Source organism: Xanthomonas nasturtii (genome assembly GCF_001660815.1).
GTDB classification, from domain to species: Bacteria; Pseudomonadota; Gammaproteobacteria; order Xanthomonadales; family Xanthomonadaceae; genus Xanthomonas; species Xanthomonas nasturtii.
Genome location: NZ_LYMI01000005.1, coordinates 94,798 through 116,634 on the forward strand (window position 1 = coordinate 94,798; position 21,837 = coordinate 116,634).

14 protein-coding genes, 1 other RNA gene and 1 pseudogene are annotated in these 21,837 nt (G+C 64.7%); 9 read left to right on the top strand and 7 right to left on the bottom strand.

The genetic code is table 11. The features are described 5' to 3' along the window. The first annotated feature begins 50 nt into the window (after positions 1 to 50). Positions 51 to 2,366, top strand: a complete 2,316-nt coding sequence (locus A7D16_RS02725; protein ID WP_064629614.1) for a TonB-dependent receptor — start codon at positions 51 to 53, stop codon at positions 2,364 to 2,366. Between the two features lie 97 nt (positions 2,367 to 2,463). Here A7D16_RS02725 and A7D16_RS02730 read toward each other — a convergent pair. Continuing rightward, positions 2,464 to 2,539, bottom strand: a non-coding RNA gene (locus A7D16_RS02730) — sX9 sRNA. 77 nt (positions 2,540 to 2,616) lie between these two features. Between A7D16_RS02730 and A7D16_RS02735 the strand changes: the two genes are divergently transcribed. Then, on the top strand, positions 2,617 to 3,717 hold the full coding sequence (locus A7D16_RS02735) for a glycerophosphodiester phosphodiesterase (protein WP_064629581.1): 1,101 nt from the start codon (positions 2,617 to 2,619) through the stop codon (positions 3,715 to 3,717). 88 nt (positions 3,718 to 3,805) lie between these two features. Here the strand turns inward: A7D16_RS02735 and A7D16_RS02740 are convergent, their stop codons facing one another. Both A7D16_RS02740 and A7D16_RS02745 read right to left on the bottom strand, forming a co-directional pair. Continuing rightward, the gene (locus tag A7D16_RS02740; RefSeq protein WP_064629583.1) at positions 3,806 to 4,591 is read right to left on the bottom strand and encodes a rhomboid family intramembrane serine protease; all 786 of its coding nucleotides are present in this window, start codon (positions 4,589 to 4,591) and stop codon (positions 3,806 to 3,808) included. 331 nt (positions 4,592 to 4,922) lie between these two features. Beyond that, positions 4,923 to 5,879, bottom strand: a complete 957-nt coding sequence (locus A7D16_RS02745) for a TerC family protein (RefSeq protein ID WP_064629585.1) — start codon at positions 5,877 to 5,879, stop codon at positions 4,923 to 4,925. A 268-nt stretch (positions 5,880 to 6,147) separates the two neighbouring features. Between A7D16_RS02745 and A7D16_RS02750 the strand changes: the two genes are divergently transcribed. Next, positions 6,148 to 7,314, top strand: a complete 1,167-nt coding sequence (locus tag A7D16_RS02750) for a class I SAM-dependent rRNA methyltransferase (RefSeq protein ID WP_064629586.1) — start codon at positions 6,148 to 6,150, stop codon at positions 7,312 to 7,314. A 119-nt stretch (positions 7,315 to 7,433) separates the two neighbouring features. Continuing rightward, a complete protein-coding gene (locus A7D16_RS02755; protein WP_064629588.1) occupies positions 7,434 to 7,754 on the top strand; it encodes a hypothetical protein in 321 nt (106 codons plus the stop codon). Positions 7,755 to 7,817: 63 nt separating this feature from the next. On the opposite strand, the gene A7D16_RS02760 is transcribed toward A7D16_RS02755, so the two are convergent. Continuing rightward, positions 7,818 to 9,701, bottom strand: coding sequence for an Svx/AvrXca family virulence/avirulence protein (locus A7D16_RS02760; RefSeq protein ID WP_064629590.1), 1,884 nt, complete (start codon positions 9,699 to 9,701; stop codon positions 7,818 to 7,820). Positions 9,702 to 9,994: 293 nt separating this feature from the next. Between A7D16_RS02760 and A7D16_RS02765 the strand changes: the two genes are divergently transcribed. Further along, positions 9,995 to 11,260, top strand: a complete 1,266-nt coding sequence (locus tag A7D16_RS02765) for a dipeptidase (RefSeq protein ID WP_064629592.1) — start codon at positions 9,995 to 9,997, stop codon at positions 11,258 to 11,260. Between the two features lie 295 nt (positions 11,261 to 11,555). Here A7D16_RS02765 and A7D16_RS24280 read toward each other — a convergent pair whose 3' ends face one another. Then, complete coding sequence (locus A7D16_RS24280; protein ID WP_330469428.1) at positions 11,556 to 14,024, bottom strand: XVIPCD domain-containing protein; 2,469 nt, start codon at positions 14,022 to 14,024, stop codon at positions 11,556 to 11,558. Beyond that, positions 14,024 to 14,452: a hypothetical protein gene (locus A7D16_RS02775; protein WP_147308503.1), complete on the bottom strand. Its 429-nt coding sequence runs from the start codon at positions 14,450 to 14,452 to the stop codon at positions 14,024 to 14,026. The genes A7D16_RS24280 and A7D16_RS02775 overlap by 1 nt, the downstream gene beginning before the upstream one ends. 329 nt (positions 14,453 to 14,781) lie before the next feature. Here A7D16_RS02775 and A7D16_RS02780 point away from each other — a divergent pair, with 329 nt between their 5' ends. The 4 genes from A7D16_RS02780 (at position 14,782) to A7D16_RS02795 (ending at position 21,583) form a co-directional block, all read left to right on the top strand. After that, positions 14,782 to 15,957 carry a glycerate kinase gene (locus A7D16_RS02780; protein WP_064629598.1) on the top strand — a complete coding sequence of 392 codons (1,176 nt, stop codon included), beginning with the start codon at positions 14,782 to 14,784 and terminating at the stop codon, positions 15,955 to 15,957. A gap of 165 nt (positions 15,958 to 16,122) precedes the next feature. Beyond that, positions 16,123 to 17,871 carry a sensor domain-containing diguanylate cyclase gene (locus A7D16_RS02785; protein WP_064629600.1) on the top strand — a complete coding sequence of 583 codons (1,749 nt, stop codon included), beginning with the start codon at positions 16,123 to 16,125 and terminating at the stop codon, positions 17,869 to 17,871. A 133-nt stretch (positions 17,872 to 18,004) separates the two neighbouring features. Next, on the top strand, positions 18,005 to 18,394 hold the full coding sequence (locus tag A7D16_RS02790) for a DUF2628 domain-containing protein (RefSeq protein ID WP_064629602.1): 390 nt from the start codon (positions 18,005 to 18,007) through the stop codon (positions 18,392 to 18,394). Between the two features lie 711 nt (positions 18,395 to 19,105). After that, on the top strand, positions 19,106 to 21,583 hold the full coding sequence (locus tag A7D16_RS02795; protein ID WP_064629604.1) for a GH92 family glycosyl hydrolase: 2,478 nt from the start codon (positions 19,106 to 19,108) through the stop codon (positions 21,581 to 21,583). Between the two features lie 106 nt (positions 21,584 to 21,689). On the opposite strand, the pseudogene A7D16_RS22325 reads toward A7D16_RS02795, so the two are convergent. Beyond that, positions 21,690 to 21,837 (bottom strand): annotated as a pseudogene (locus A7D16_RS22325) (IS110 family transposase); the annotation flags it as partial.

The following is a 21,837-nucleotide window of genomic DNA, read 5'->3' on the forward strand; positions in this document are numbered from 1 at the left end:
CAGCTGTCGCACGCTTGCCGTCATCTTTTGACTCGTCCCCCATGCCGCTCATGCCCAAGACCCATCTCTTAAGTGCTGCCGTGTTCACCGCGCTCGTGCTGTCGCCGGCTGCGCATGCCGCCGATGCAGCTGCCGACGTGTCTGCCGATGCCTCCGCCAGCTCGGCCACCGTGCAGCAGCTCGATGCGGTGTCGGTGATCGGTCAGGGCGAAACGCGTCAGGTGCAGCGCATCACCCAGCAGGACATCCCGGTGTTGCCGCCCGGCACCAGCATCCAGAAGTTGCTCAACCGCATGCCGGGCGTGAACGTGCAGTCCAACGATGCGTTCGGTGCCAACGAAGAATCGCAGACGATCAGCCTGCGCGGCTTCAATGGCACGCGCCTGGGCTACACGCTCGACGGCCTGCCGCTGGGCGACAACGCCTACGGCAACTACAACGGCCTCAACATCAGCCGCGCGCTGATCGCAGAAAACTTCGGCGGCGTGGAGCTGGCCTCGGGCATCGGTGCGTTGGGCACGGCCTCCACCAGCAACCTGGGCGGCACCATTCAGTACTACTCTGCCGATCCGTCCAGCGTGTTTGGCGGGCAGGTGTCGCAGACGGTGGGGTCCGATGCCAATCGTCGTACCTTCCTGCGCGTGGATACCGGCGATTACAACGGGTTTTCTGCGTATCTGTCGGGCATCAACGCAGAGGCCGACATGTGGGCGCGCCCGGAATCGCCGACCACCACGCGGCAGTTCAATGCCAAGGGTGTGTATCAGTTCGATGGTGGCAAGCTGACCGCATTTGCGGACACCTCGCGGACCTCGCAGGCGGACTATGCGTACCTGTCCAAGAGCGGCATGGCGCGTGGTCTGGGCTGGGACTGGAACCTGTACGCGCCGGACTGGAACCGCGCCCTGGCCGCAGCGTATTGCGCGCCGGCCACGCGCAATGCGGCGCGTTGCGGTTTCAGCGGTGGCGTCGACAACATCGACGATGCGTATTACCAGAGCCGTGCGTTGCGCGACGACGACCTGTTCTATGTGGCCGGCGACTTCCAGCCCAACGATGCGATCAGCCTGCACACGCAGGTGTATCACCATGAAAACAAGGGCCAGGGCCATTGGTGGTCGCCGGGCCAGGCCTCGAATCCGGGCACGCCGCAGGCATTACCGATTTCCATCCGCAGCACCAATTACTGGATCAACCGCACCGGCGGCATCGCCTCGCTGGGTTGGGAGCTGGGCCCGCATCATCTGGAAGCGGGCGTGTGGTACGAGCGCAATCACCACGATGTGGAACGCAATTTCTATTGGATCACCGGCCCGGTCAGCGACGACAAGTTCCTTCAGAACCCCAACCGCCGCTTGTTCTCGCAGAACTACGTGATCACCACCCGGCAGTTCTATGTGCAGGGCAACTTCAAGTTTCTCGACGAGCGCCTGAGCCTGGACCTGGGCATCAAGAGCCCGAGCACCGAAATGACCGCGCGCGAAACGCCGGGCGTGGCAGTGGAAGCACCGGTGGCGACCGGCTCGCTCAAGGCCAGCGAGTCGGTGCTGCCGCAGATCGGGCTGGGCTATCGCGTTGCCGAGGGCCAGGAACTCTTTGCCTCCTATGCGGAAAACATCGCCGCCTTCCAGGGCGGTGGTGCCGGTGGTCCGTTGCTGGTGACACAGGCCTCGTTCGATGCCAGCGTGGGCGCGCTGGAACCGGAAAAGTCGCGCACGCTGGAAGCCGGCTACCGCTTCGTGCGTGACCGCTTCGAGGCCTCGCTGGTGGGTTACGACGTCACCTTCGACAACCGCCTGCTCTCGCTCAACCCCTGCGCCAGCATCCAGCAGGGCACCACGCCGGCCTGCACCACGCGCTTCTTCAACGTGGGCTCGGTGAGCAGCCGCGGCGGCGAACTGACCGTGATCTGGAAGCCCACCAGCTACCTGCAGTGGTACAACTCGGCCTCGATCAACCGTTCGACCTACGACGATAACTATGTGCAGAACGGCGTGACCATTCCTACCGCCGGAAAAACCACGGTGGATACGCCCAAGCGCATGTTCGCCAGCGAAATTGCCTTCAATTACGCGAACTGGAACGTCAACCTGCGCGGCAAGTACACCGGGCAGCGCTTCTACACCTACACCAACGACCAGGGCTTCGGCGGCTACACCTCCTTCGATGCCGGCGCCGGTTACGACTTCGGCCAGGCTGGCGTGCTGCAGGGGCTCAAGCTCTCGCTCAACGTCACCAACCTCACCGACAAGCGTTACGCCTCCAACCTCACTGCGTTTGCCAACAGCGACCCGAACGGGCGGCAGTTGGCGTTCCATGCGAGCGCGCCGCGGCAGGTGTTCTTGACGCTGGATGCGAAGTTCTGAGCCAGGGATCGGGGAATCGGGATTGGGGATTCGTAATGGCGGGTCTTGCTGCTGCTTACGGATTTCCGATGCTGATGGACGCTGTTAGTTTTAGAGTGGCCGACAAGACGTAGCGCGTGGTTGTCAGGTGGATGCAGACGAAGCGGAGAAAGCGGGGTGTATGTGCCGTACATGCCGCACCGCCAATCGGCCGCGTTCGCCTGGCGATCATGCCTTGGTTTTGATGGCTGCTTTTTCGTTGGAGAGATGCATGATGCAGTTCGGTCGTCTTTGGTTGGTGGCAGCGATGATGGTTGGCATGAGCGGCCCGGCAATCGCCGAAGCGCCGTTGGCGAAAACAGTGCAGATCTTTGCGCACCGTGGCGCCAGCGCGTTGCGCCCGGAGCACACCCTGGCCTCTTACGCTAAGGCGATTGTCGATGGCGCCGATTTTGTCGAGCCGGATCTGGTGTCCACCAAGGATGGCGTGCTGGTGGCGCGGCACGAGAACGAGATTGGTGGCACCACCGACGTGGCCAGTCATCCGGAATTTGCTGCGCGCAAGGCCCGCAAGACCATCGACGGTCAATCGATGGAAGGCTGGTTCACCGAAGACTTCACCTTGAGCGAGTTGAAGACCTTGCGTGCGCGCGAGCGTCTGCCGCAGTTGCGCGGCACGCGCTGGGATGGGCAGTTCCAGATCGTGACTTTCGAGGAGATCATCGATTTTGTCGCGGCCGAGTCGGCTGCCACCGGCCGCACGATCGGGCTGATTCCGGAGATCAAGCACCCGAGTTATTTCACTGCGCTGGGGCTGCCGATGGAAGACAAGGTGCTGGCGATGTTGCAGGCGCATGCGTATACGCGCACGGCACCGGTGATCATTCAGTCGTTTGAGACCGGCAACCTGCGCTATCTGCGCGGCAAGATCGGGCGCACCCGCAATATCGGTCTGCTGCAGTTGCTGGGTGGCGCACAGATGGCGCTGCCCGATGCCGGCAAGGGCGACGCGCCTGCCACCTATGCGCAACTGATGACGCCTGCGGGGCTCAAGCAGGTTGCCGGTTATGCCGATGCGATCGGGCCGGACATCCGCGCCATCATTCCACTGGATGCGCAGCAACGCCTGGGCACGCCAACCGGCCTGGTACGCGACGCGCACGCGGCAGGCTTGCAGGTGCAGCCATATACGTTCCGCCCGGAGAATTATTTTCTGGCGGCCAACAACCGCAGCAGCGGCGCAGTGACCGAGCGCAATGACGCTGGCGCACTGGCCGAACTCAAGGTCTACCTGGATGCCGGTATCGATGCATTCTTTGCAGACGATCCGGGTCTGGCGCGGCATGCGTTGAGCGAGCATGCAGTGCGTTAAACGCTAAACGCACAAATGCAGTCTGTAAGAGCGCGCTTGCGCGCGATGACACCTTCCCGATGACGCCCCATCGCACGCCAGCGCGCTCCTACGTCCCGGGCGGGCGCTCGCGCGGCGGCAAATGCAGCACCACGTTTTCCGAGTCATCGTCCTGACGCTGCCAGAGCACGGGGACCTGACGCGGCGGCGGCGGTTCCAGCACGTCGCGTTCGGCGTTGCTCACTTCCCAGGCGGCGTCTTCGTCCTCGTCGTCCCAGCTGTAACGTGGTTTGGCCTGTTGTGGGTCGCGCAGGCGCAACAGCAGCGCGGCGATCAGGCCGGCCACTGCACCGCCCAGATGCGATTGCCAGGACACGCCGGCTTCGTGCGGCAGGATGGTCATCAGCATGCCGCCGTAGAACAGGAAGGCGATCATGCTGGTGGCAATCGCCGGGCGGTCGCGCCGCAGCAGGCCCAGTACGAACACCAGAAACATCAACCCGTGGGTCACGCCGCTGGCGCCCAGGTGGCGGCTGCCGGGCTCGCCCAGCAGCCATGCGCCCAGGCCCGAGCCCAGCCACAATAGCGGCAGCGCCATGGCGGTGGCACGCGGATAGACGCTGCCGGCCAGCGTGCCCAGGATCAGCAAGGCGGCGGCATTGGCGCCCAGATGCGCGAGCGAGCCATGCAGCAGCGGTGCGGTGAGGATGCCGAGCAGGCCGTCGGCCTGTAGCGGGGCCACCGCCCATGCGCGCCAGTCGAACATGCCCTGCGCGGTGAATACCGCCACCAGTAGCAGCACGGCGGCCAGACTGACGTTGAAGGCACGCAAGACCCGGGAACGATCCAGTCGATCTTGCGAGGTGGTGTCGGCGGCAACAGGAGGCAGTGTCATACCTTCACGGATGGCGTCGCGCGGATTTTTTACAAGCCTCCCCAACGCGGGATAAGCAGGCCCGGCGGCGGGATAATCCAATCCCGGCGCCGATCGTTGGCGTATCAGCCTGCGCCGCATCACGGATGATCTGTTGCTTGGCTGCAGGGCCCTTGCCCGCCCACCATCGCGGGACACGCTGCAAGTACGTCCTTGTAAGCTCTTACGCGGCATCCATGCCGCGTAAGGTCCCGCGGCGGTGAGCGGGCAAGGACCAGTGGAGATGGTCGGTGCGCATGGTTGCCAGCAGTGCAGGCTGAGCCACGATTCCCGATTCCCGATTCCCGGCCCCTCAGTGCCCGGCAGGCTTGGGCGGGCGCAGCAGGCTCAGCACGATGGTGGCAATCAGGATCGTCACCACTACGCCCAGCGAGACCAGCACCGGGATCTTGTACAGATCGATGATCATCATCTTGGTGCCGATGAACACCAGGATCACCGCCAGCCCGTACGGCAGCAGGTGGAAGCGGTCGGCCATGCCGGCCAGCAGGAAGAACATCGCGCGCAGGCCCAGCACCGCGAATACGTTGGAGGTGAGCACGATGAACGGGTCGGTGGTGATCGCAAAGATCGCCGGGATGCTGTCCACCGCGAAGATCACATCGATCACCGCAATCAGGATCAGCACCACAAACAGCGGGGTAAACCAGCGCTTGCCGTCCTTGATCACGCTGAGCAGGTTGCCGTGGTACTGCGGGCTCAGGCGCAGGTGGCTGCGCATCCAGCGCAGCACCGGGTTGCTCTCCAGATCAGGCTCCTTGCCGGCGGAGAACCACATCTTGATCCCGGTCAGCAGCAGGAACGCGCCAAACACGTACAGCAGCCAATGGAACTTGGCCAGCAACATCGAGCCGGCGAAGATCATGATCGCGCGCAGGACAATCGCGCCCAGCACACCGATGATCAGCACGCGCTGGCGCTGTTCTTCGGGCACGCCGAAGTAGGTCATCACCATCAGGAACACGAAGATGTTGTCGACCGCCAGCGATTTTTCGACCAGGTAGCCAGTGAGGAACTGCAGCCCGATCTGATCGGCCTGCGCATCGCCCATGCTGCCCTGCAGGTACCACCACAGCCCGGCATTGAAGGCCAGCGCCAGCAGCACCCAGCCGATGCTCCACCAGGTGGCTTCCTTGAAAGTGACCTTGTGCGCGCCACCGTGGCGCATCAGCACCAGATCGATCAGCAGCGCGGCGATCACCACCACTCCGAACCCGCCCCATAACCAGACATTGCCAATGGTTTGCATAAAAGAATCCCGAAAAGTGAAAAAACGACCTGGACAGCCGGTTGGGCTGAGGCCTTGTGACACGGAAATCGTGGATTCCGGGTGACGAACCTTCGCCTGCGCGGCGAAGGTCTCGCTCGCAACCGGTGCGGACCGGTTGCCGTTGCACCGGAGCACTGCACATGGCGGGCTCGTAATGACGGCGACAACGTTGGGAGCTACTCCCCTTCTGCGCCCGATTCTGCGGGCCCGGCGCAGGCACGTCAATCCAGCCGGATACAATGGGCCGATGAATACTCCAGTCCCTACCGTCCGTCTCAAGAATGCCTGGCGCTCCAGCCACCCGTGGATCTTCCAGAAGCTGGTGGAAAAGCCCGCCGCCAAGCCCAAGCCCGGCACGATTGTCGAGGTGGTCGGCGTGGATGGCGAGTGGATCGGCCGCGGCTTCTACAACGGCCATTCGCGCATTGCCGTGCGCATCCTGGAAACCGACCAGTCGTTGCCGGTGGATGCCGGCTGGTTCTCGCGCAAGATCGCCGCGGCAGTGAGCCTGCGCCGCGACTGGCTCAAGCTCGACGCCGTGTCCGACGCCTGGCGCGTGGTGCACAGCGAAGGCGACGGTCTGTCCGGCCTGGTGGTGGACCGCTACGGCGACCTGGTGGTGGTGGAGTTCTTCGCTGCCGGCATGTTCCGTCACCGCGAATGGATTTACGCCGCGCTGCGCGAGCAGTTCCCGGGCTGCCGCTTCCACAGCTTTGCCGACGAACATGTGCAAAAGCAGGAGAGCTTCGATTTCCACAGCAACACCACCACCGAAGCTGCGGTGATCACCGAGCACGGCATCAAGTTCCGTGCCGACCCGGCCGGCGCGCACAAGACCGGCTTTTTTGCCGACCAGCGCGACAACCGCCAGTGGCTGAGCGAGCAGGTGGAGGGCAAGAGCGTGCTGGACCTGTGCTGCAACACCGGCGGGTTTGCGGTGTATGCCGCCGCGCGCGGTGCGGCCGAGGTGCTGGGCGTGGACATCGACGAAGACGTGATCGCCATTGCCAAGGGCAACGCCAAGCTCAACAACGTGCGCCCGAAGTTCGTGCAGGCCGACATCTTTCCATGGCTGCGCGATGCGTCCAATCGCGGCGACCAGTTCGATGTGGTGATCCTGGATCCGGCCAAGATGACCCGCGACCGCGAGCAGGTGATCCCGGCACTGAAGAAGTACCTGGACATGAATAAATTGGCGCTGGGCGTGGTCAAGCCCGGCGGCTTGTTCGCCACCTTCTCCTGCACTGGCCTGGTGGCCGAGCAGGAGTTTCTGGACATGCTGCGGCGCGCCTCGTATTTCTCCGGGCGCACCATCCAGATCCTGAAAGTGGCCGGCGCTGGTCCCGATCACCCGTTCATGGCGCATGTGCAGGAATCGCGCTATTTGAAGGCGGTGTTCTGCCGCGTGGTGTAAGCGCGATTCGCGGCTGAGGACGCGGGTTTGCCGCCTTGCAGGAAGCGTCTTCACCCGCGCGATGCGATCGCCGGCAAGTAAGGATTCAAGGTAGACATCCGACCAGGAACAGGCAGCCGATGACGTCCAGCGACCAAGACGAACGCAAGGCCCTGCGCCGCTTGCTGCGCGAGATCGAGCGGCCCAATGCCAGCCTGCTGGCCAGCAACTGGCCGGTGTTCGGCGTGTGGCTGCTGTTTTCCGGGGCCTTCATGTACCTGTTCCAGACCGGCGACGGCTCGCCGCTGCACCCGCTGGTGCTGGCGCTGGGCTCGACCTGTCTGGGCGTGTTCGGTGCGTGGATCGTGTTCCGCTCGGTGTGGGCGCGGCAGTGGCCGCACGTGCGCGAGCATGTCGATGTGGAAAGCGTACGCGCGCGCCTGGCCGAGCTTGGGGATTGAGCTGCAGCACGCGTGGGCGTGCACGCGTGCTGCAGGTTGCAAGCTCATCGCCTCATTGCCGACTCACCAACCCGCCGGGCGTGCGGTGATCTCCGGCACCGCCTGGCGCAGGTCGGCACCGAATTCGGGGTTGCGCATCGTCTCGCCGTCGGCATAGCTGTAAAACACGCCTTGCGTGGGTGTGGTGCCTTCGCGCAGTTCGATATCGCCACGCACCTGGGTGGTGCCGGCAATGTTCACCGTGCCGAAGGCGCCCGGCCCCATGAAGCTGGTGTTGGCGTGTGCGTTGCCACCGATGGTGGCGCCCGGATGCCACACGGTGATGCCACCCAGCACTGCATTGCCCTGCACGGTGCCGCCCATGACGGTGGCGCGGCCTTCGATGCGGGCGTTGCCCAGCACGCTGCCGGCCAGTACCCGCGCACGCGGGCCCACATAAGCGGTGGAGGCGACGTTGGCGGTATTGGCGACCCAGCCGCCGCCGTTGGCATGGCGACGCCCCACCGGGGTGGGCGTGGGCGCGTTGGGCTGGCTGCCGGCCGGTGCGGCGTTGGTCAGCGTCACGCTCCACGGATAGCGGTAGATCGCGTAGTAGGACTGGTCCCACTTGATCTGCTGCATGCTGCTGGGCGCGCCCATCACCATCAGATACACCGCGCGGTCGCCGCTCTTCAATGCCACCGTGACGCTGGCCTTGGCGCCACGCTGCAGGACGCTGTAACGCGCCTTGCCGGCACTGTCGATGGCCACCACGCCCCAGCGCCAGTCCGAATCCGGGTTGGGGATGCTGGCCGGGTCGGTGGCCAGGCCGGGCAGGCTGGCCACCGCCGGCGCGCTTTGCACCTGGCCTTCGAAGGCGACCTTGATGCTGGGGGCGCCGCTGGCCGGGACCAGTTGCACCAGGTTATAACCCCAGCGCTGCGGGGCCCATTCGAACGGTACGCGGTAGCGGTTGGCCTGGCCCTCGACCGGGTCGAGCGCGGTCATGCGCAGCGCGCGGTCGCGGTTGTCCCAATCCTGGGTGCGCTGCGGGTCGAAGGACAGGTTGCTGCCGTAACGCGCGCGGTACAGCGCGCCCGCATCGCTGCCATCGGGGTTGGTGTAGTCCCAATTGACGTTACGCAGGGCCCAGTCGCCGAATACATCGTTCATTTGCGCCTGCGTCCAGCCCATGTTGGCCTTGATCACCGAAAACGGATCGGCGCTGCGGCGTGCCGGGTCGTCGATGCGCGGCGACTTGCTCCATAGGTCGTTGATGATGGAATAGCCGTAGCGGTTCTTCAGGTACTCCATGAACTGCCAGTTGCAATAGCGGTTGCGCGTGGAGCCCAGATACAGGTGCGGGTAGTTCACCAGCATGCTCGAGCAATGCACGTCGCTGTTGTGGAATTCCGGCAGCTGGTGGGTGAGCCAGTTGGCGTGCGATTCCCAGATCCAGCCGGTGTAGTCGGACTCCTGCAACCCGCCGGCCTGGTATTGCAGGGCATGGATGAGCTCGTGCGCCAGGCCCCAGTGGTCGCGTAGTGCGGCCGGTGCCATCCACATGCCCATGCCGCCGCTGCCGGTGGCACCGCCGCTCAGGCCGAAGCTCGGGTCCAGATGCAGGTTGGCCTTGTATTTGGTGGCGCTGCTGCAGAACGGCTCGGGAAACTGCAGGCGGTTGATGAAGGTGTCCCAGACCATTTCCAGATGCTCGCCGGCCGCGCGCAGGTCGGCGTCGGACACGCCGTTGCCGTTCCAGCGGAAGGCGAAGTGCGCGGTTTCGTAGCGCACCGCCGGCATGCCGGCTTCGGTAGTGCGGGCGACCCAGCTGCCGGCGGTGCAGCCGGCGGCACTGGCGGTGGATGCGCTGCACAGGCCGGCGGCGATCAGGCCGGCGCTCAGCAGGCCTGTGGCCAGGCGAGGAGTGGGGCGCCCCCAGGGCAGGGCGCGCGATGCGGTGGACATGGGTGGTTCTCGCAGAAGGAATGGGGTGCGCACACGCAGCCGCACACACGCAGGGCTGCGCAGTGTCGAAAGAACTTGGGGGAAGGCCGCCGGCTGCGGTGGCCGCGCAAGTGTGCGCAGCCGCGCAGCGTGCGCAATTGCTTTGCAGGTGTATTTTTCATAACTGCAACGCGCGCATCGCTCGTGCTGTGGCGCGGGTTGGAGTTGCAGCACGCGCAGTGCCCTACGCAGCGCCGCAGCGCGCGTACGGCAGGCCGCTATGATCGGCCAACCCCCACTGCCTGTGAGATCGCATGCACCTGCGCTCGCTTTCGTTGTCTGTTGCGTTGTTGCTGGCGGCCGCGCTGCCCGCGCACGCGCTGGAGTTTTCCAAGGCCGAACTGGCACGCGCCACCGCCCTGCAACAACGTCTGGTCACCTTGGACTCGCATCTGGACACGCCGGCCAATCTGGAGCGCGCCGACTTCGATGTGCTGCAGGCACATGCCGGCAACCGGCTGTCGCAGGTGGATTACCCACGCATGGTCGAAGGCGCGCTGGATGGCGGTTTCTGGGCGGTCTACACCGGGCAGGGCAATCGCAGCGCGGCCGCGCACCTGGACGACCGCGATGCCGGCCTACAGCGCTTGTTGAAGATCCACACCCTGGTGGCTGCGCAACCGCAGCGCTTTGCACTGGCCACGGTGCCGGCCGATGCCGCGCGCATCAAGGCCGCCGGCAAGCGCGTGGTGTACATCAGCATGGAAAACGCCAGCCCGTTGGTGGCCGACCCCACGTTGTTGCGCTTGTACTACGCGCAGGGGCTGCGCTTGATGAGCACGGTGCACTTTCTCAACAACGAGTTCGCCGACTCGGCCACCGACCCCAAGGGCGCCGAGTGGAAGGGCTTGAGCCCGGCCGGCAAACAGCTGGTGCAACAGGCGCAGGCGCTGGGCATCGTGATCGACCAATCGCATGCCTCCGATGCGGTGTTCGACCAGTTGATTGCACTGTCGCCGGTGCCGATCGTGCTCTCGCATAGCGGCGCGCGCGCGGTCTACAACCACCCTCGCAACATCGACGATGCACGCCTGAACGTGCTGGCCGCACATGGCGGGGTGATCCAGGTCAATTCCTACGGCGGCTATCTGGTCGACAGCGGCGCCAGCCCCGAGCGCAAGGCCGCCGAAAAGGCGCTCACCGACCAGTACGGCGGCTGGGAGCACGTCAAGATTGCCGACGGCACGCGCCTGAGCGCCGCGCTCAAGCAGCTGGATGCGCGCCACCCGATCAAGCGCGCGACCGAAGAAGATTTCTTCGCCCATCTGGAGCATGTGCTGGCGGTGGTCGGGCCCGAGCACGTGGGCATCGGCATGGATTGGGATGGCGGCGGTGGCGTGGTCGGGCTGGAAGATGTCTCCGACCTGCCGCGCATCACCGCCTGGCTGCTGCGCAAGGGCTACACCGAGCAGCAGATCGCCGGCATCTGGGGCGGCAATGTGCTGCGGGTGATGGGCCAGGCGCAGGACTATGCCGCGCGCAATCGCACGTCCGGCTCGGGCGATGGGGTCAAGCGCTAGGGCCGGGAGTGGGAGTCGACAACGGCGGCCAGCGCGATGCAGCCATGCGACATCGCCGGCTCCGACCGTGGGGATGCCAGTGCGGCGTGCGTGTACATCCTTGGTGTGATCTGCATGCGATCGATGCTGGTTGCTCTGGATCATCCGGGCAGTGTCGCAGCCCGGATCTGGCCGCTGTCGATGTTTCGTCTGGAAATTATGCGCAGGCAAGTGTCGAGGCAGCCGCCAAGGATTGACTGCTGTGCTCCACCAAAGGCGTGGTGATGCTTCGCGCCCTAGCAGCGATACTCACACGCTATCTTGTGGGCGCAGCCTGATGCGATTCATGCATTCCGCGTGCCAGCTCTTGCTGCTGTGCCTGCGTCCGTTCCTGCGCAATGGCCTGGTTGGCGGCCTGTAGCTTTGCGTCCGACTGTTCCAGGGGCATATGAATCGCCTGGTCGATAGAGACCGCTACGCGCTTATGGGTTGGATCGTCGATGCGTCCTTCGATCGCGACGAGGTTGCCGTTTTTGCCCATCAACACGTGGTCCACGCGTTGCAGTGCATTGGCTGCGAGCGAGGTATTGCCAGCGTTTGGATAGCGCTCACGATTGTCCTTACACGCCGCCAGCAGGCAGCGGCTGACGCGCTCGCTCATGGCGTCATAGGGTTTGCCCACGCTCTCATCGATCTTGGCAACGCCTCCGCGGATCTGCTTCAACATGGCGTGATCGGGATGTTGCGGATCTTGTGGGCCCGACGCTTGCGGCCGTGCGGGTGCGCTATGGCTGCGTGTTGCTATGTCTTCCTGCGCTTTTTCCGAGGAAGGGTCCGCGCTGTCGTGGTTTTGCATACGCGGCGCAGTGACATGGAGCGCTTCCAGCGTTGTGATCGGTACGGCAGAAGCCGGTGGTCCAGGCTGTGCAGCTGTGCGCTGTGCCGCCAAGGTCTGGGCCGCATAGGTTCCATCGAGCTCCTGCTTCAAGTTTCCCTTGGCCTGGCTGTCCCAGAGCATGCCGTCATGCGTCCATTGACCGTCTTTCCCACGTTCGTAGAGCTCGCCGTCTGAGCCGACGATCCGGCCAGGATGTTTCAGCGCATCATGCACTGCGGCGGGCATGTAGCCATGACGCTCCCAACCATTCTGCGCGTAGCTGTCTTTGTAGTGCGCGGCCATCGCTGCTGGCGTCTGCATCGCGTTCTGCTTGATGATCTGCTGCGAAACCTCATCAAGTTGCGCCGCACGCTGAGGGCTGGCCGTTTCGGTGCGCGTGCTCATTGTGCGATCGATCAGCCCGTCGGCCACCTGGCGCGTCCATTGCTGAGTGTCCGGGTTGTGTACCCATGGCGCCTCGCGCAGGCTTCGGGTGTCGTGCGCGTTAGCCGGTTGGGTATACGGGTCCTTGTTTGGTGGCGGCGAGCCCAAAGCCAACTCGATGGACGTACCTGACGCTTTGTACGTCAACAGGTCTGACACTTCCGGCGTCGCAACCTCTGTTCGCGTCTTTTGCAACGGTACACCGGCTTCGCCGAAGGCGATGGCAGCTGGATCGACTTCGCCGGTGCCGACGTCTCGCGCCCACCGCGCCCCGGACGGATGATTTTCGAGGCGCCAGGTATTGCCTTGCGCGTCTTGTTGATGGGACATCCGGTGGTCGTTGATGGCATCGGCAAGTTTGTCGCCGCCCACCGCACCCACAACGCCGCCAATTGCCCCGGTGACCAACAAGCCCGGTCCAGACTCCACGCCCAGGGCCGCGCCCATGCTTGTGCCGAGCACAGCTCCGCCAACAGCGCCAACATTGCGCGTGGCGTAGCGAGTGACTTCTGCATCGGCAGCGGTGCTGTTGCCCTGGGCATCCAGTCGCGCGGTGTTTCTTGCCGTAGCGCCCAGGTCGTACACCGCCGCCGCCGCTCCTACGACACCCAGCCCACGGACCGCGCCTGAGGCGAGCCTGCGTGATGCCGTTGCCTCAGCGCTGAGCGCCGTTTCCCCGACACTTGCGGCTGGCACATCGAGCCCCGTTGGCGCGTGAACCATGCCCGACGCAGTGAGTTCTGCGGAGGGTTTGAAGGGCGTTTGCTTTAATTCAAGACTTTCTGCGAATTCCCGAGAGAACGTAACATTGTTGATCTGTGTGCCGATGCTCTCGGGCGTAACAAAGATGCCTTTGGGCGCAGCCTGGATAAAGCGTGTCTGCACTTCCGGCAGCACAGCGCCCGCGCCACCCTGTGCATACAGCACCTGCAACTTGGAAATCGGTTGTCCACCCAACGAAGTGACGTTGGGATTGTTCAGCACCGCAGGTACTTCGACCTGGCCGAAGACGCGCTCTAGGTTGGCTGCAGAAGCAACGACTCTGATATCGCCGCGCAGCGAACTTGCGAATTCGTGGGAGGCTTCGCCCCAGAGGCATTTCGATAAGGATGTGGGGCTCTGCGGTGGTGCCTTTGGGTCACCGTACAAGAAGGACGCGGCAGACTCATCAGCCAACTTCGGAGGTAGTCCCTGCTCACTAAAGATATCTCGTGCTTTTTTTGTTATGGCATCCTCAGCTTCCTTCAAGAACTGTGCGCGTGGTGTGTCGTTAATGATAGGAAGGCCTGTATTATCAGAAATCTCAACAGCCATGATTTCTGAGGGAACGTCCCCAACCCAACGGCTGTATAAAACTCCACCTTGATCACCGGCTCTCGCTGAAAAAGACTTAGCGATTGTAGAAATTTCATCTAGTGATTTTGCGTTTTTTACAAGTGAGATCGAAGTGGCTTGGTCGCTCATCAGTGATCTCCAGCTCGTTCAGCTAATTTGATTAGCGCCCAGCCCTTGGTGAACGCTATCTTCCCTGTGAAGATGGATCCAGAGCTGTCACTGATGACCGACGGCTTATCCTCAAGCTTAACTCCAGTTTCAATTAAATGGACGACGAGATTCTTTAATAATTCAATCTCATCATCGGTGAAAGCTCGGGCAGACGATGCGGTAACCGGCATGCCAACTTGTAGTTTCAGCGAAAATCCAAAGGAGACTATCGCTAAGTCATAATGCGTGTCATCTATATGCCAGTCGCGATTTATCTCTCCAAAATATTCTTTGCCATCGATTTCAATGGCGAAAGTGTCGTGACGAAGCTCGTCAGCGCCACGGATGCCGCCAGAAAAACGTGCCCGACCCTCGGGGAAATCCATCCATTCAAATGTCGATGGCATCTCAATTCCTTTCTTGTTGGATCCAGGTGGTATGGCTTATCGAACTGGGCGATAGGTAATGATCGTTATGCTACATCGATTCCATGCCCAAGCTCTTTACTTGCTGGAGGCGTTATCCTGCCGAGGTGCTTCGGCTAATACTGCTCGTACGATTGCACGGATATACGTATGCGAATGAGGTCCCATGACACCGCAATGGCAAACAGGAGCGTGAACGTCAGCGCGCCCTGCATCAGGCTGATCTTGCTCAACACCGCACAGTTGCCTAAAAGCCAGCGCCGGACGCTACACCCCGGCCCTGCGCAGGGCCGGGGGACATCGGTGTCCCCATGAAGATCCTCATCGCGCCCGATACCTACAAGGAAAGCCTGTCCGCGCTGGAGGTGGCCACGCAGATCGAAGCCGGGTTCCGCGCGGTGTTTCCGCAATGGCATTACACCAAGCTGCCGATGGCCGATGGTGGCGAAGGCACCGTCGACGCATTGATCGCGGCCACCGGCGGGCGGGTGATGGCGTGCACGGTCCGCGGCCCGCTCGGCACGCCGGTGCAGGCGTCGTTCGGGCTGACTGGCGACGGTGGCACAGCGGTGATCGAAATGGCCGCCGCCAGCGGGCTGGCGTTGGTGCCGCCGGCCCAGCGCGCGCCCCTGCACACCAGCACTGCCGGCGTGGGCGAGTTGATCCTGGCGGCACTGGATGCCGGTGCGCGTCACCTCATCATCGGTCTCGGCGGCAGCGCCACCAACGACGGCGGCGCCGGCATGGCGCAGGTGCTGGGTGCGCGGCTGCTGGATACGCAGGGCGCAGCGATCGGCGCCGGCGGCGGCGCGCTGGCGGCGTTGGCGCATGTCGCCACCGATGGCCTGGATGCGCGGCTGCGGCAGTGCCGCATCGAGGTGGCCTGCGATGTCGACAACCCGCTGATCGGCCCGAGCGGCGCCTCGGCAGTGTTCGGCCCGCAAAAAGGCGCCACCGCGGCGATGGTGAGCCAGCTCGACGCCAACCTGCAGCATTACGCCGATGTGCTGCAGCGCGACCTGGGCATGCGCCTGCACGCGCTGCCCGGTGGCGGCGCGGCCGGTGGCTTGGGTGCTGCGCTGGTGGCTTTTGCCGGTGCGCAGTTGCGCCCGGGGGTGGAGCTGGTCGCCCAGGCGCTGGGGCTGGATGCGTTGATCGCGCAGGCCGATCTGGTCATCACCGGCGAGGGCCGCATCGACAGCCAGAGCCTGCGCGGCAAGACGCCGGTCGGGGTGGCACGCCTGGCGCAACGGCATGGCATCCCGGTCATTGCCATCGCCGGCTCGCTGGGCAATGGCGCCGCGCAGCTGAGTGCGCATGGCATTGCGGCGATGTTTGCCGTGGTGCCTGGTGCCTGCAGCGTGGAGCAGGCATTGGCCGATGCCGCCACCAATGTGCGCGCTGCTGCACGCAACGTGGCGGCAGCGCTGCAGGTGGGCGGCAGCATGCTGCAGCGCTCTGCCGCTGCGCGCGCGGACTTGCACTAGCGCGCGGACCACGCGGCAGCCGGCAGGCAGGGAGATCGATGTGCCCGGCGCGTTCCGTCGCGATGGCGCCCGCAACGCATCCTGCGCAGTGGCGCACGGAACCTCGCCTTGGCCCGGATGCGCAGTCCGCTAAACTGGAGCGATTGCCAGGGCACGAGCGTTCCGTTGAACCACCGCGATACCGCCGTGTCACCCACCTCCAGCGAGGCCCAGCGCCTGGCGCGTCTGGCGTTGTTGCAAGTGGTCGACACCGAGGCCGAGCCGTTCTTCGACGCGCTGGCCGCCGCCGCGCAGGCGATCGGCGGCACCCCCATCGCGCTGGTGTCGCTGGTGGACGAGCGCCGCCAGTGGTGGAAGGCCAACATCGGCCTGCCGGGCGTGTCCGAAACCCCGCGCGAACTGGCGTTCTGCGCCCACACCATCCAGGGCGATACGGTGATGGAGGTGCGCGATGCACCGGCCGACCCGCGTTTCCACGACAACATCCTGGTGACCGACGCGCCGGGCCTCCGCTATTACGCCGGCGCGCCGATCGTGCTGCCGGACGGCCTGCGCATGGGCACCGTGTGCGTGATCGACCAGCGCCCGCGCGCGCTGGAGCCGGCGCAATTGCAGGCCTTGCAGCAGCTGGCCAAGGTTGCCGCCGAAGGCCTGGAGCAACGCCGCGTGATGCTCGAGCGCGAGGCCGTCAACCAGCGCCTGCAGCAGCGCCTGCGCGAGAGCGAAGCGTTTCTGGAACGTACCGGCCGGGTCGCCGGGGTCGGCGGCTGGGAAGTGGATGTGACCAGCGGCACGCTGACCTGGTCCGACCAGACTTGCCGCCTGCACGATGTTCCGCCCGGCTACCGGCCCACCCTGAGCGAGGCGATCGGCTTCTATCCGCTGGAAGCGCGCGCGGTCATCACCAAAGCGTTCGACGCCTGCGTGCAGGACGGCACGCCCTGGGACCTGGAGCTGCCGCTGACCAGCGCCACCGGGCGGCGGCTGTGGGTGCACAGCACCGGCTCGGTGGAATATGTGGACGGGCGTGTGCGCCTGATGGGCGCGATCCAGGACGTCACCGACCGGCATCGCGCGGTGGATGCGCTGGCCGCCAGCGAGCGCAAGTTCCGCAAGATGTTCCAGTACAGCCTGGGCCTGATCTGCACCCACGACATGGACGGCCGCCTGGTCAGCATCAACCCGGCTGCGGCGCGCTCGCTGGGCCGCAGCGTGGAGCAGATGGAAGGCCGCTCGCTGCTGGAATTCGTGCGCCCCGAGCGCCACGCCGCGCTGCAGGGGTATCTCTCGCGCATGGTGCTCGATGGCCAGGATTCCGGAGTGATCGAACTGGTGGCCGGCGATGGCAGCCTGCGCCATTGGCAGTACCGCAACGTGCTGGACGTGGAGTCCGACGCCACCGTGGTGCTGGCGCACGCCCAGGACATCACCAACCAGTACCAGCAGGAAAAGCAGCTGCTGGAATGGTCGTTCACCGACCCGCTCACCAACTGCTACAACCGCCGCTTCCTGGACGAGCTGGACAAGCGCGACCCCAGCGTGCGCTGGGGCTGCATCGTGGTGGATCTGGACAAGTTCAAACTGGTCAACGACACCCATGGCCACCAGCGTGGCGACGAAGTGCTGGTGCAGATGGCCTGGTTCCTCAACCAGCCGCTGCGCACCCAGGACCGCCTGGTGCGCCTGGGCGGCGACGAATTCCTGGTGCTGCTGCACCAGCCCACCCAGGCGCAGCTGGAGGCGTTGGCGCGCGACTACACGGCGGCCATCGACGATGCACCGATCCGCTTCACCCTGGGCACCGCCCTGCGCCAGGACGGCGAAGCGCTGGCGGCAGTGGTCGATCGCGCCGACCACTCGCTGTATTCGTTGCGCCGCGCCCGCCGCGGCACCGGCATCAGCGACCGGCGCTGACTATCGCGCCGGCTCGGCGACCGACGTAGCTGCGCGCATCCAGCCCACCGAGCCCATGTGACCGACGCAGAAGAACGTGCCGATGAATACGCGATCGCCTATCATGTAACCGTTTACAACTACATGGATTGGAATGGATACCTTTGATCGCACCCAGCTCAGCCCCAAGTGGCAGTTCCGCTTCGCCTTCTTCGACCGTCACGGCGGCCCCAAGGATCCTGCCTACAAGCAGGCCGTCAAGACATTGCCGTTCGGCGAGAAGCTCAAGGTGGGCATGAACTTCTACGCATTGTTCTTCGGCTTCATCTATTTCTTCATCCTGGGCCTGTGGCGCAAGGCGCTGGGCCTGATCGGCATCGGCCTGGTGGTCGGCATCATCGCCTCGTTCCTGCCCGGATCGCTGGGCAATGCGCTGAGCGTTCCGCTGGCCCTGCTGGCCGGCATGAGCGCCAACTACGCCTATTACCTGGACAAGGTGAAGGGCAGCACCAGCTTCAACCCGTTCGAAGGCATGCGCTGGTAAGTCACGGTACTCAGGCGCGGTCCCACCACCCACGCCTTGCCACCAAGCCCGGTCCGACGACCGGGCTTTTTTTGTGGCGCTGCATCGACAAGGCGATGCGCCTGGTCGGCGATCGCGTTTTGGCAACTCGCCACGATTCCATCACGCAGAGCGAACTTGCGGGAAGAAGCGCGAAGAACGGCTGCGTCGCGCCAGCCTTGCGGCGGCCAGCGTGACGTGACACAGGCAGTGCACGTCAGCGCAAGCTGGTCTCAACGCCACCTGGTGCGTGCCCGCTCCTGCGCCGGCTTCCCCGTCAGACGATGCGTGAAGCGCTTGATTGGCGCTCGAAGGCGAACACCGCAGCGTTGCGACGCTGTCGTTCGCAGTGGCTGCGCGCGCTGTGCCGCAAGTGGACCTGTACACACGCGCCTGCCACGCCGGAGCCTCCCTCGCAGCTTCTGCGGATGAGCGCGGTGCGGTTTGCAGCAACCCATCGCTCCACTGTGGTCAACGCCAGACGGGCAACGCCGGTGTTCGGAATCGGCATGGTCACTCGTACACTCGTCCTGTTCCGCACCGTCCACCCAACCGACGAGGATTGCGCTCCTTTACCCGCCATTGCTGGTCTTGGTTCGAGTTCGGTTGTCATGCCGATTGCCGCCTGTGCAGTGGTCGGCGCGCGTCATTCCACCTGCGGCCTCGGCCGCCCGCTCCCCCGAGGTGTCTTGCATGCTCTCTGCCGTTGCATCTGATCGCTCTTCGTCGCGCCTTTCATCAACGCCGCTGTGGCGCCGCGCTGCCGCCGGCCTGTGTCTGCTCGGCATGCTGGTCGCACCGCCGCTGGCCGCGCAGGACCCCACGCAGGTCAATACCTTCATCGGCAGCAAGGACGACGGCAATACCTATCCGGGTGCCTCCGCGCCATTCGGCCTGATCCAGGTCAGCCCGATCGGCGCCCATTACGCCGGCTGGCGCTACGACGACCCCAGCATCCGCGGCTTCGGGCATTCGTTCCTGTCCGGTGCCGGCTGCTGGGAGCAGGGCGGACAGGTGTCGATCCTGCCGGTCACCGGGCGCATCGGCCCGGGTGGTGACTTCGATACCACCGATGCCAAGGCCTTCGACCAGAAGCGCTATGCCGCGCGTTACACGCATGACGGCGAAGTGGGCCAGGCCGGGTACTACAAGGTGCGGCTCACCGATTACGGCGGCATCGACGCCGAAGCCAGCGCGCTCACCCGCGCCGCCACCGAGCGCTACACCTTCGCGCCGGGGGCCGACACCGGCCACCTGCTGATCAACGTGGCCCAGGCCAACGACCGCCATGTGGTGATCGGCAGCCAGGTGCAAGTGGTGGGCGACCGCGCGGTGGAAGGCAAACTGGTCACGCAAAGCTTTTGCGGCGGCCACGAATACACCACCTGGTTCCGGCTGGAATTCGACCGCCCGTTCACCGCGCACGGGGTGTGGGGCGAAGACGGCGGCGTGCCCGGCGCGCGTCACGGCATGGGCGGCGAGCTCAAGCCCAACGGCGCCTGGCTCAGCTTCCCGCTGGGCAAGGGCAAAGACGCGCGCGCGGTGACCGTGGTCAGCGCCATTTCGCATGTGGATGCCGACGGTGCCCGCACCAACCTGCGCGCCGACGGCATGCAGGGCGGCAAGCTGCTGCGCCTGGAACAGATGCGCCAGCGCGCGCAGCAGACCTGGCGCCGCGAACTGGCCAGCCTGCAGCTGGACGGCGCCAGCCCGGACGACCGCAGCGTGGCTTACACCGCGCTGTATCACGCCCTGCTGCAGCCGCTCACCGCCAGCGATGCCGATGGCCGCTACCGCGGCTACGACGATGCGATCCACCGTGCCGATGGCTGGACCTATTACGAATATTTTTCGCTGTGGGACACCTACCGTTCGCAAAACCAGTTGCTGGCGCTGCTGCAACCGGCACGCGCACGCGACATCGGCCGCTCGTTGCTGGCGATCCATCAGCAAGGCGGCTGGCTGCCGCGCTGGGGTTACGCCAATTTCGATACCAACATCATGACCGGCGATCCGGTGACGCCGTTTCTGGTCGATCTGTGGCGCTTCGGCGCACTGCAGGGCAATGAAGCCCAAGCGTATGCAGCGTTACGGCAAAACGCCTTCGGCCAACCGCCGACCAACTCGCGCCACGCCGGGCGCTCGGGCAACGCCAATTATTTGTCCAAGGGCTTCGTGCACTACGACCGCGCGTTTCCGTCCAAGGGCATGGACGTGGACCCGCACCACGGCGGCTCGGCCACGCTGGAATATGCGCTGGCCGATTGCGCACTTGCGCAGATGGCGCAGGCCCTGGGGCACGCCGACGACAGCGCGCAGCTGCGTGCGCGCGGTGGCAACTGGCACAACGTCTGGGACGCAGACGTGCGCGATGCCGAGACCGGGTTTGCCGGATTTCCGCGCCCGCGGCTGGAAGACGGCAGCTGGTACGCGCCGTCCAACGATCAGTACAGCCCACGCTCGCAACACGGCTTCCACGAAGGCACCGCCTGGCAGTATCAATGGCTGGTGCAGCAGGACATTCCCGGCATGCTGCAGGCCATGCACGGCAGCGAACAGGCCGGCAAGCGGCTGGACGCCTTCTTCGCCTACGACGACCTGCTCAAGGACCCGCGCAATGGCGCCCGCACGCACTGGGTGGTCGGCCCCTACAGCTACTACAACCAGTACCGCTACAACCCCAACAACGAACCGGACCTGCACGCACCGTGGATGTACACGTTGATCGGCCAACCGTGGAAGACCGCCACCGTGGTGCGCGCCGCGCAGCAGTTGTTCACCAACGCACCCAACGGTGTGACCGGCAACGACGATCTGGGCACCATGTCGGCCTGGTACCTGTTCAGTGCACTGGGCCTGTATCCGGCGGTACCGGGCAGCGGACAATTCCTGCTGCATGCGCCGCGCTTCAAGCGGGCAACGCTCACCCTGGGCAACGGCAAGCGCCTGCGCATCGACGCGCCTGGCGCCGACGGCCGCACGCTGCAATACGTGGATGGCGTGCGCTTGAATGGCAAGCCGCAGCCGCAGGTATTCCTGGACTGGGCGCAGTTGCAGCAGGGCGGCACGCTGTCGTTCGCGCTGACCAACCGCGCCCCGACCCAAGGGTGGGGCACGCAAGCGGATGCGTTGCCGACCTCGTTCTGCGCCACGCCAGCAGCAGCGCAATAACAACCGGCTGCAGCCACCTAGTCACTGCAAGCCCAGACGCCGCAAGCACTGACCAGCGGCCCGCAGCTCGAAAGCCCCTTTCCCCTCGGGAGAGCAACTGTCTTGATCAACTGGCGGCGCTAGCCGCCAGTTGATCTCGCATCTTGGCGTTGAGGATGACCAATAATTTGCGCATCGCCGCCACGAGGGCGACCTTGCCCGCTTTGCCCTGCGTGCGTAGCCGCTGGTAAAACTCGCGCAGGGCCGGGTTGAAG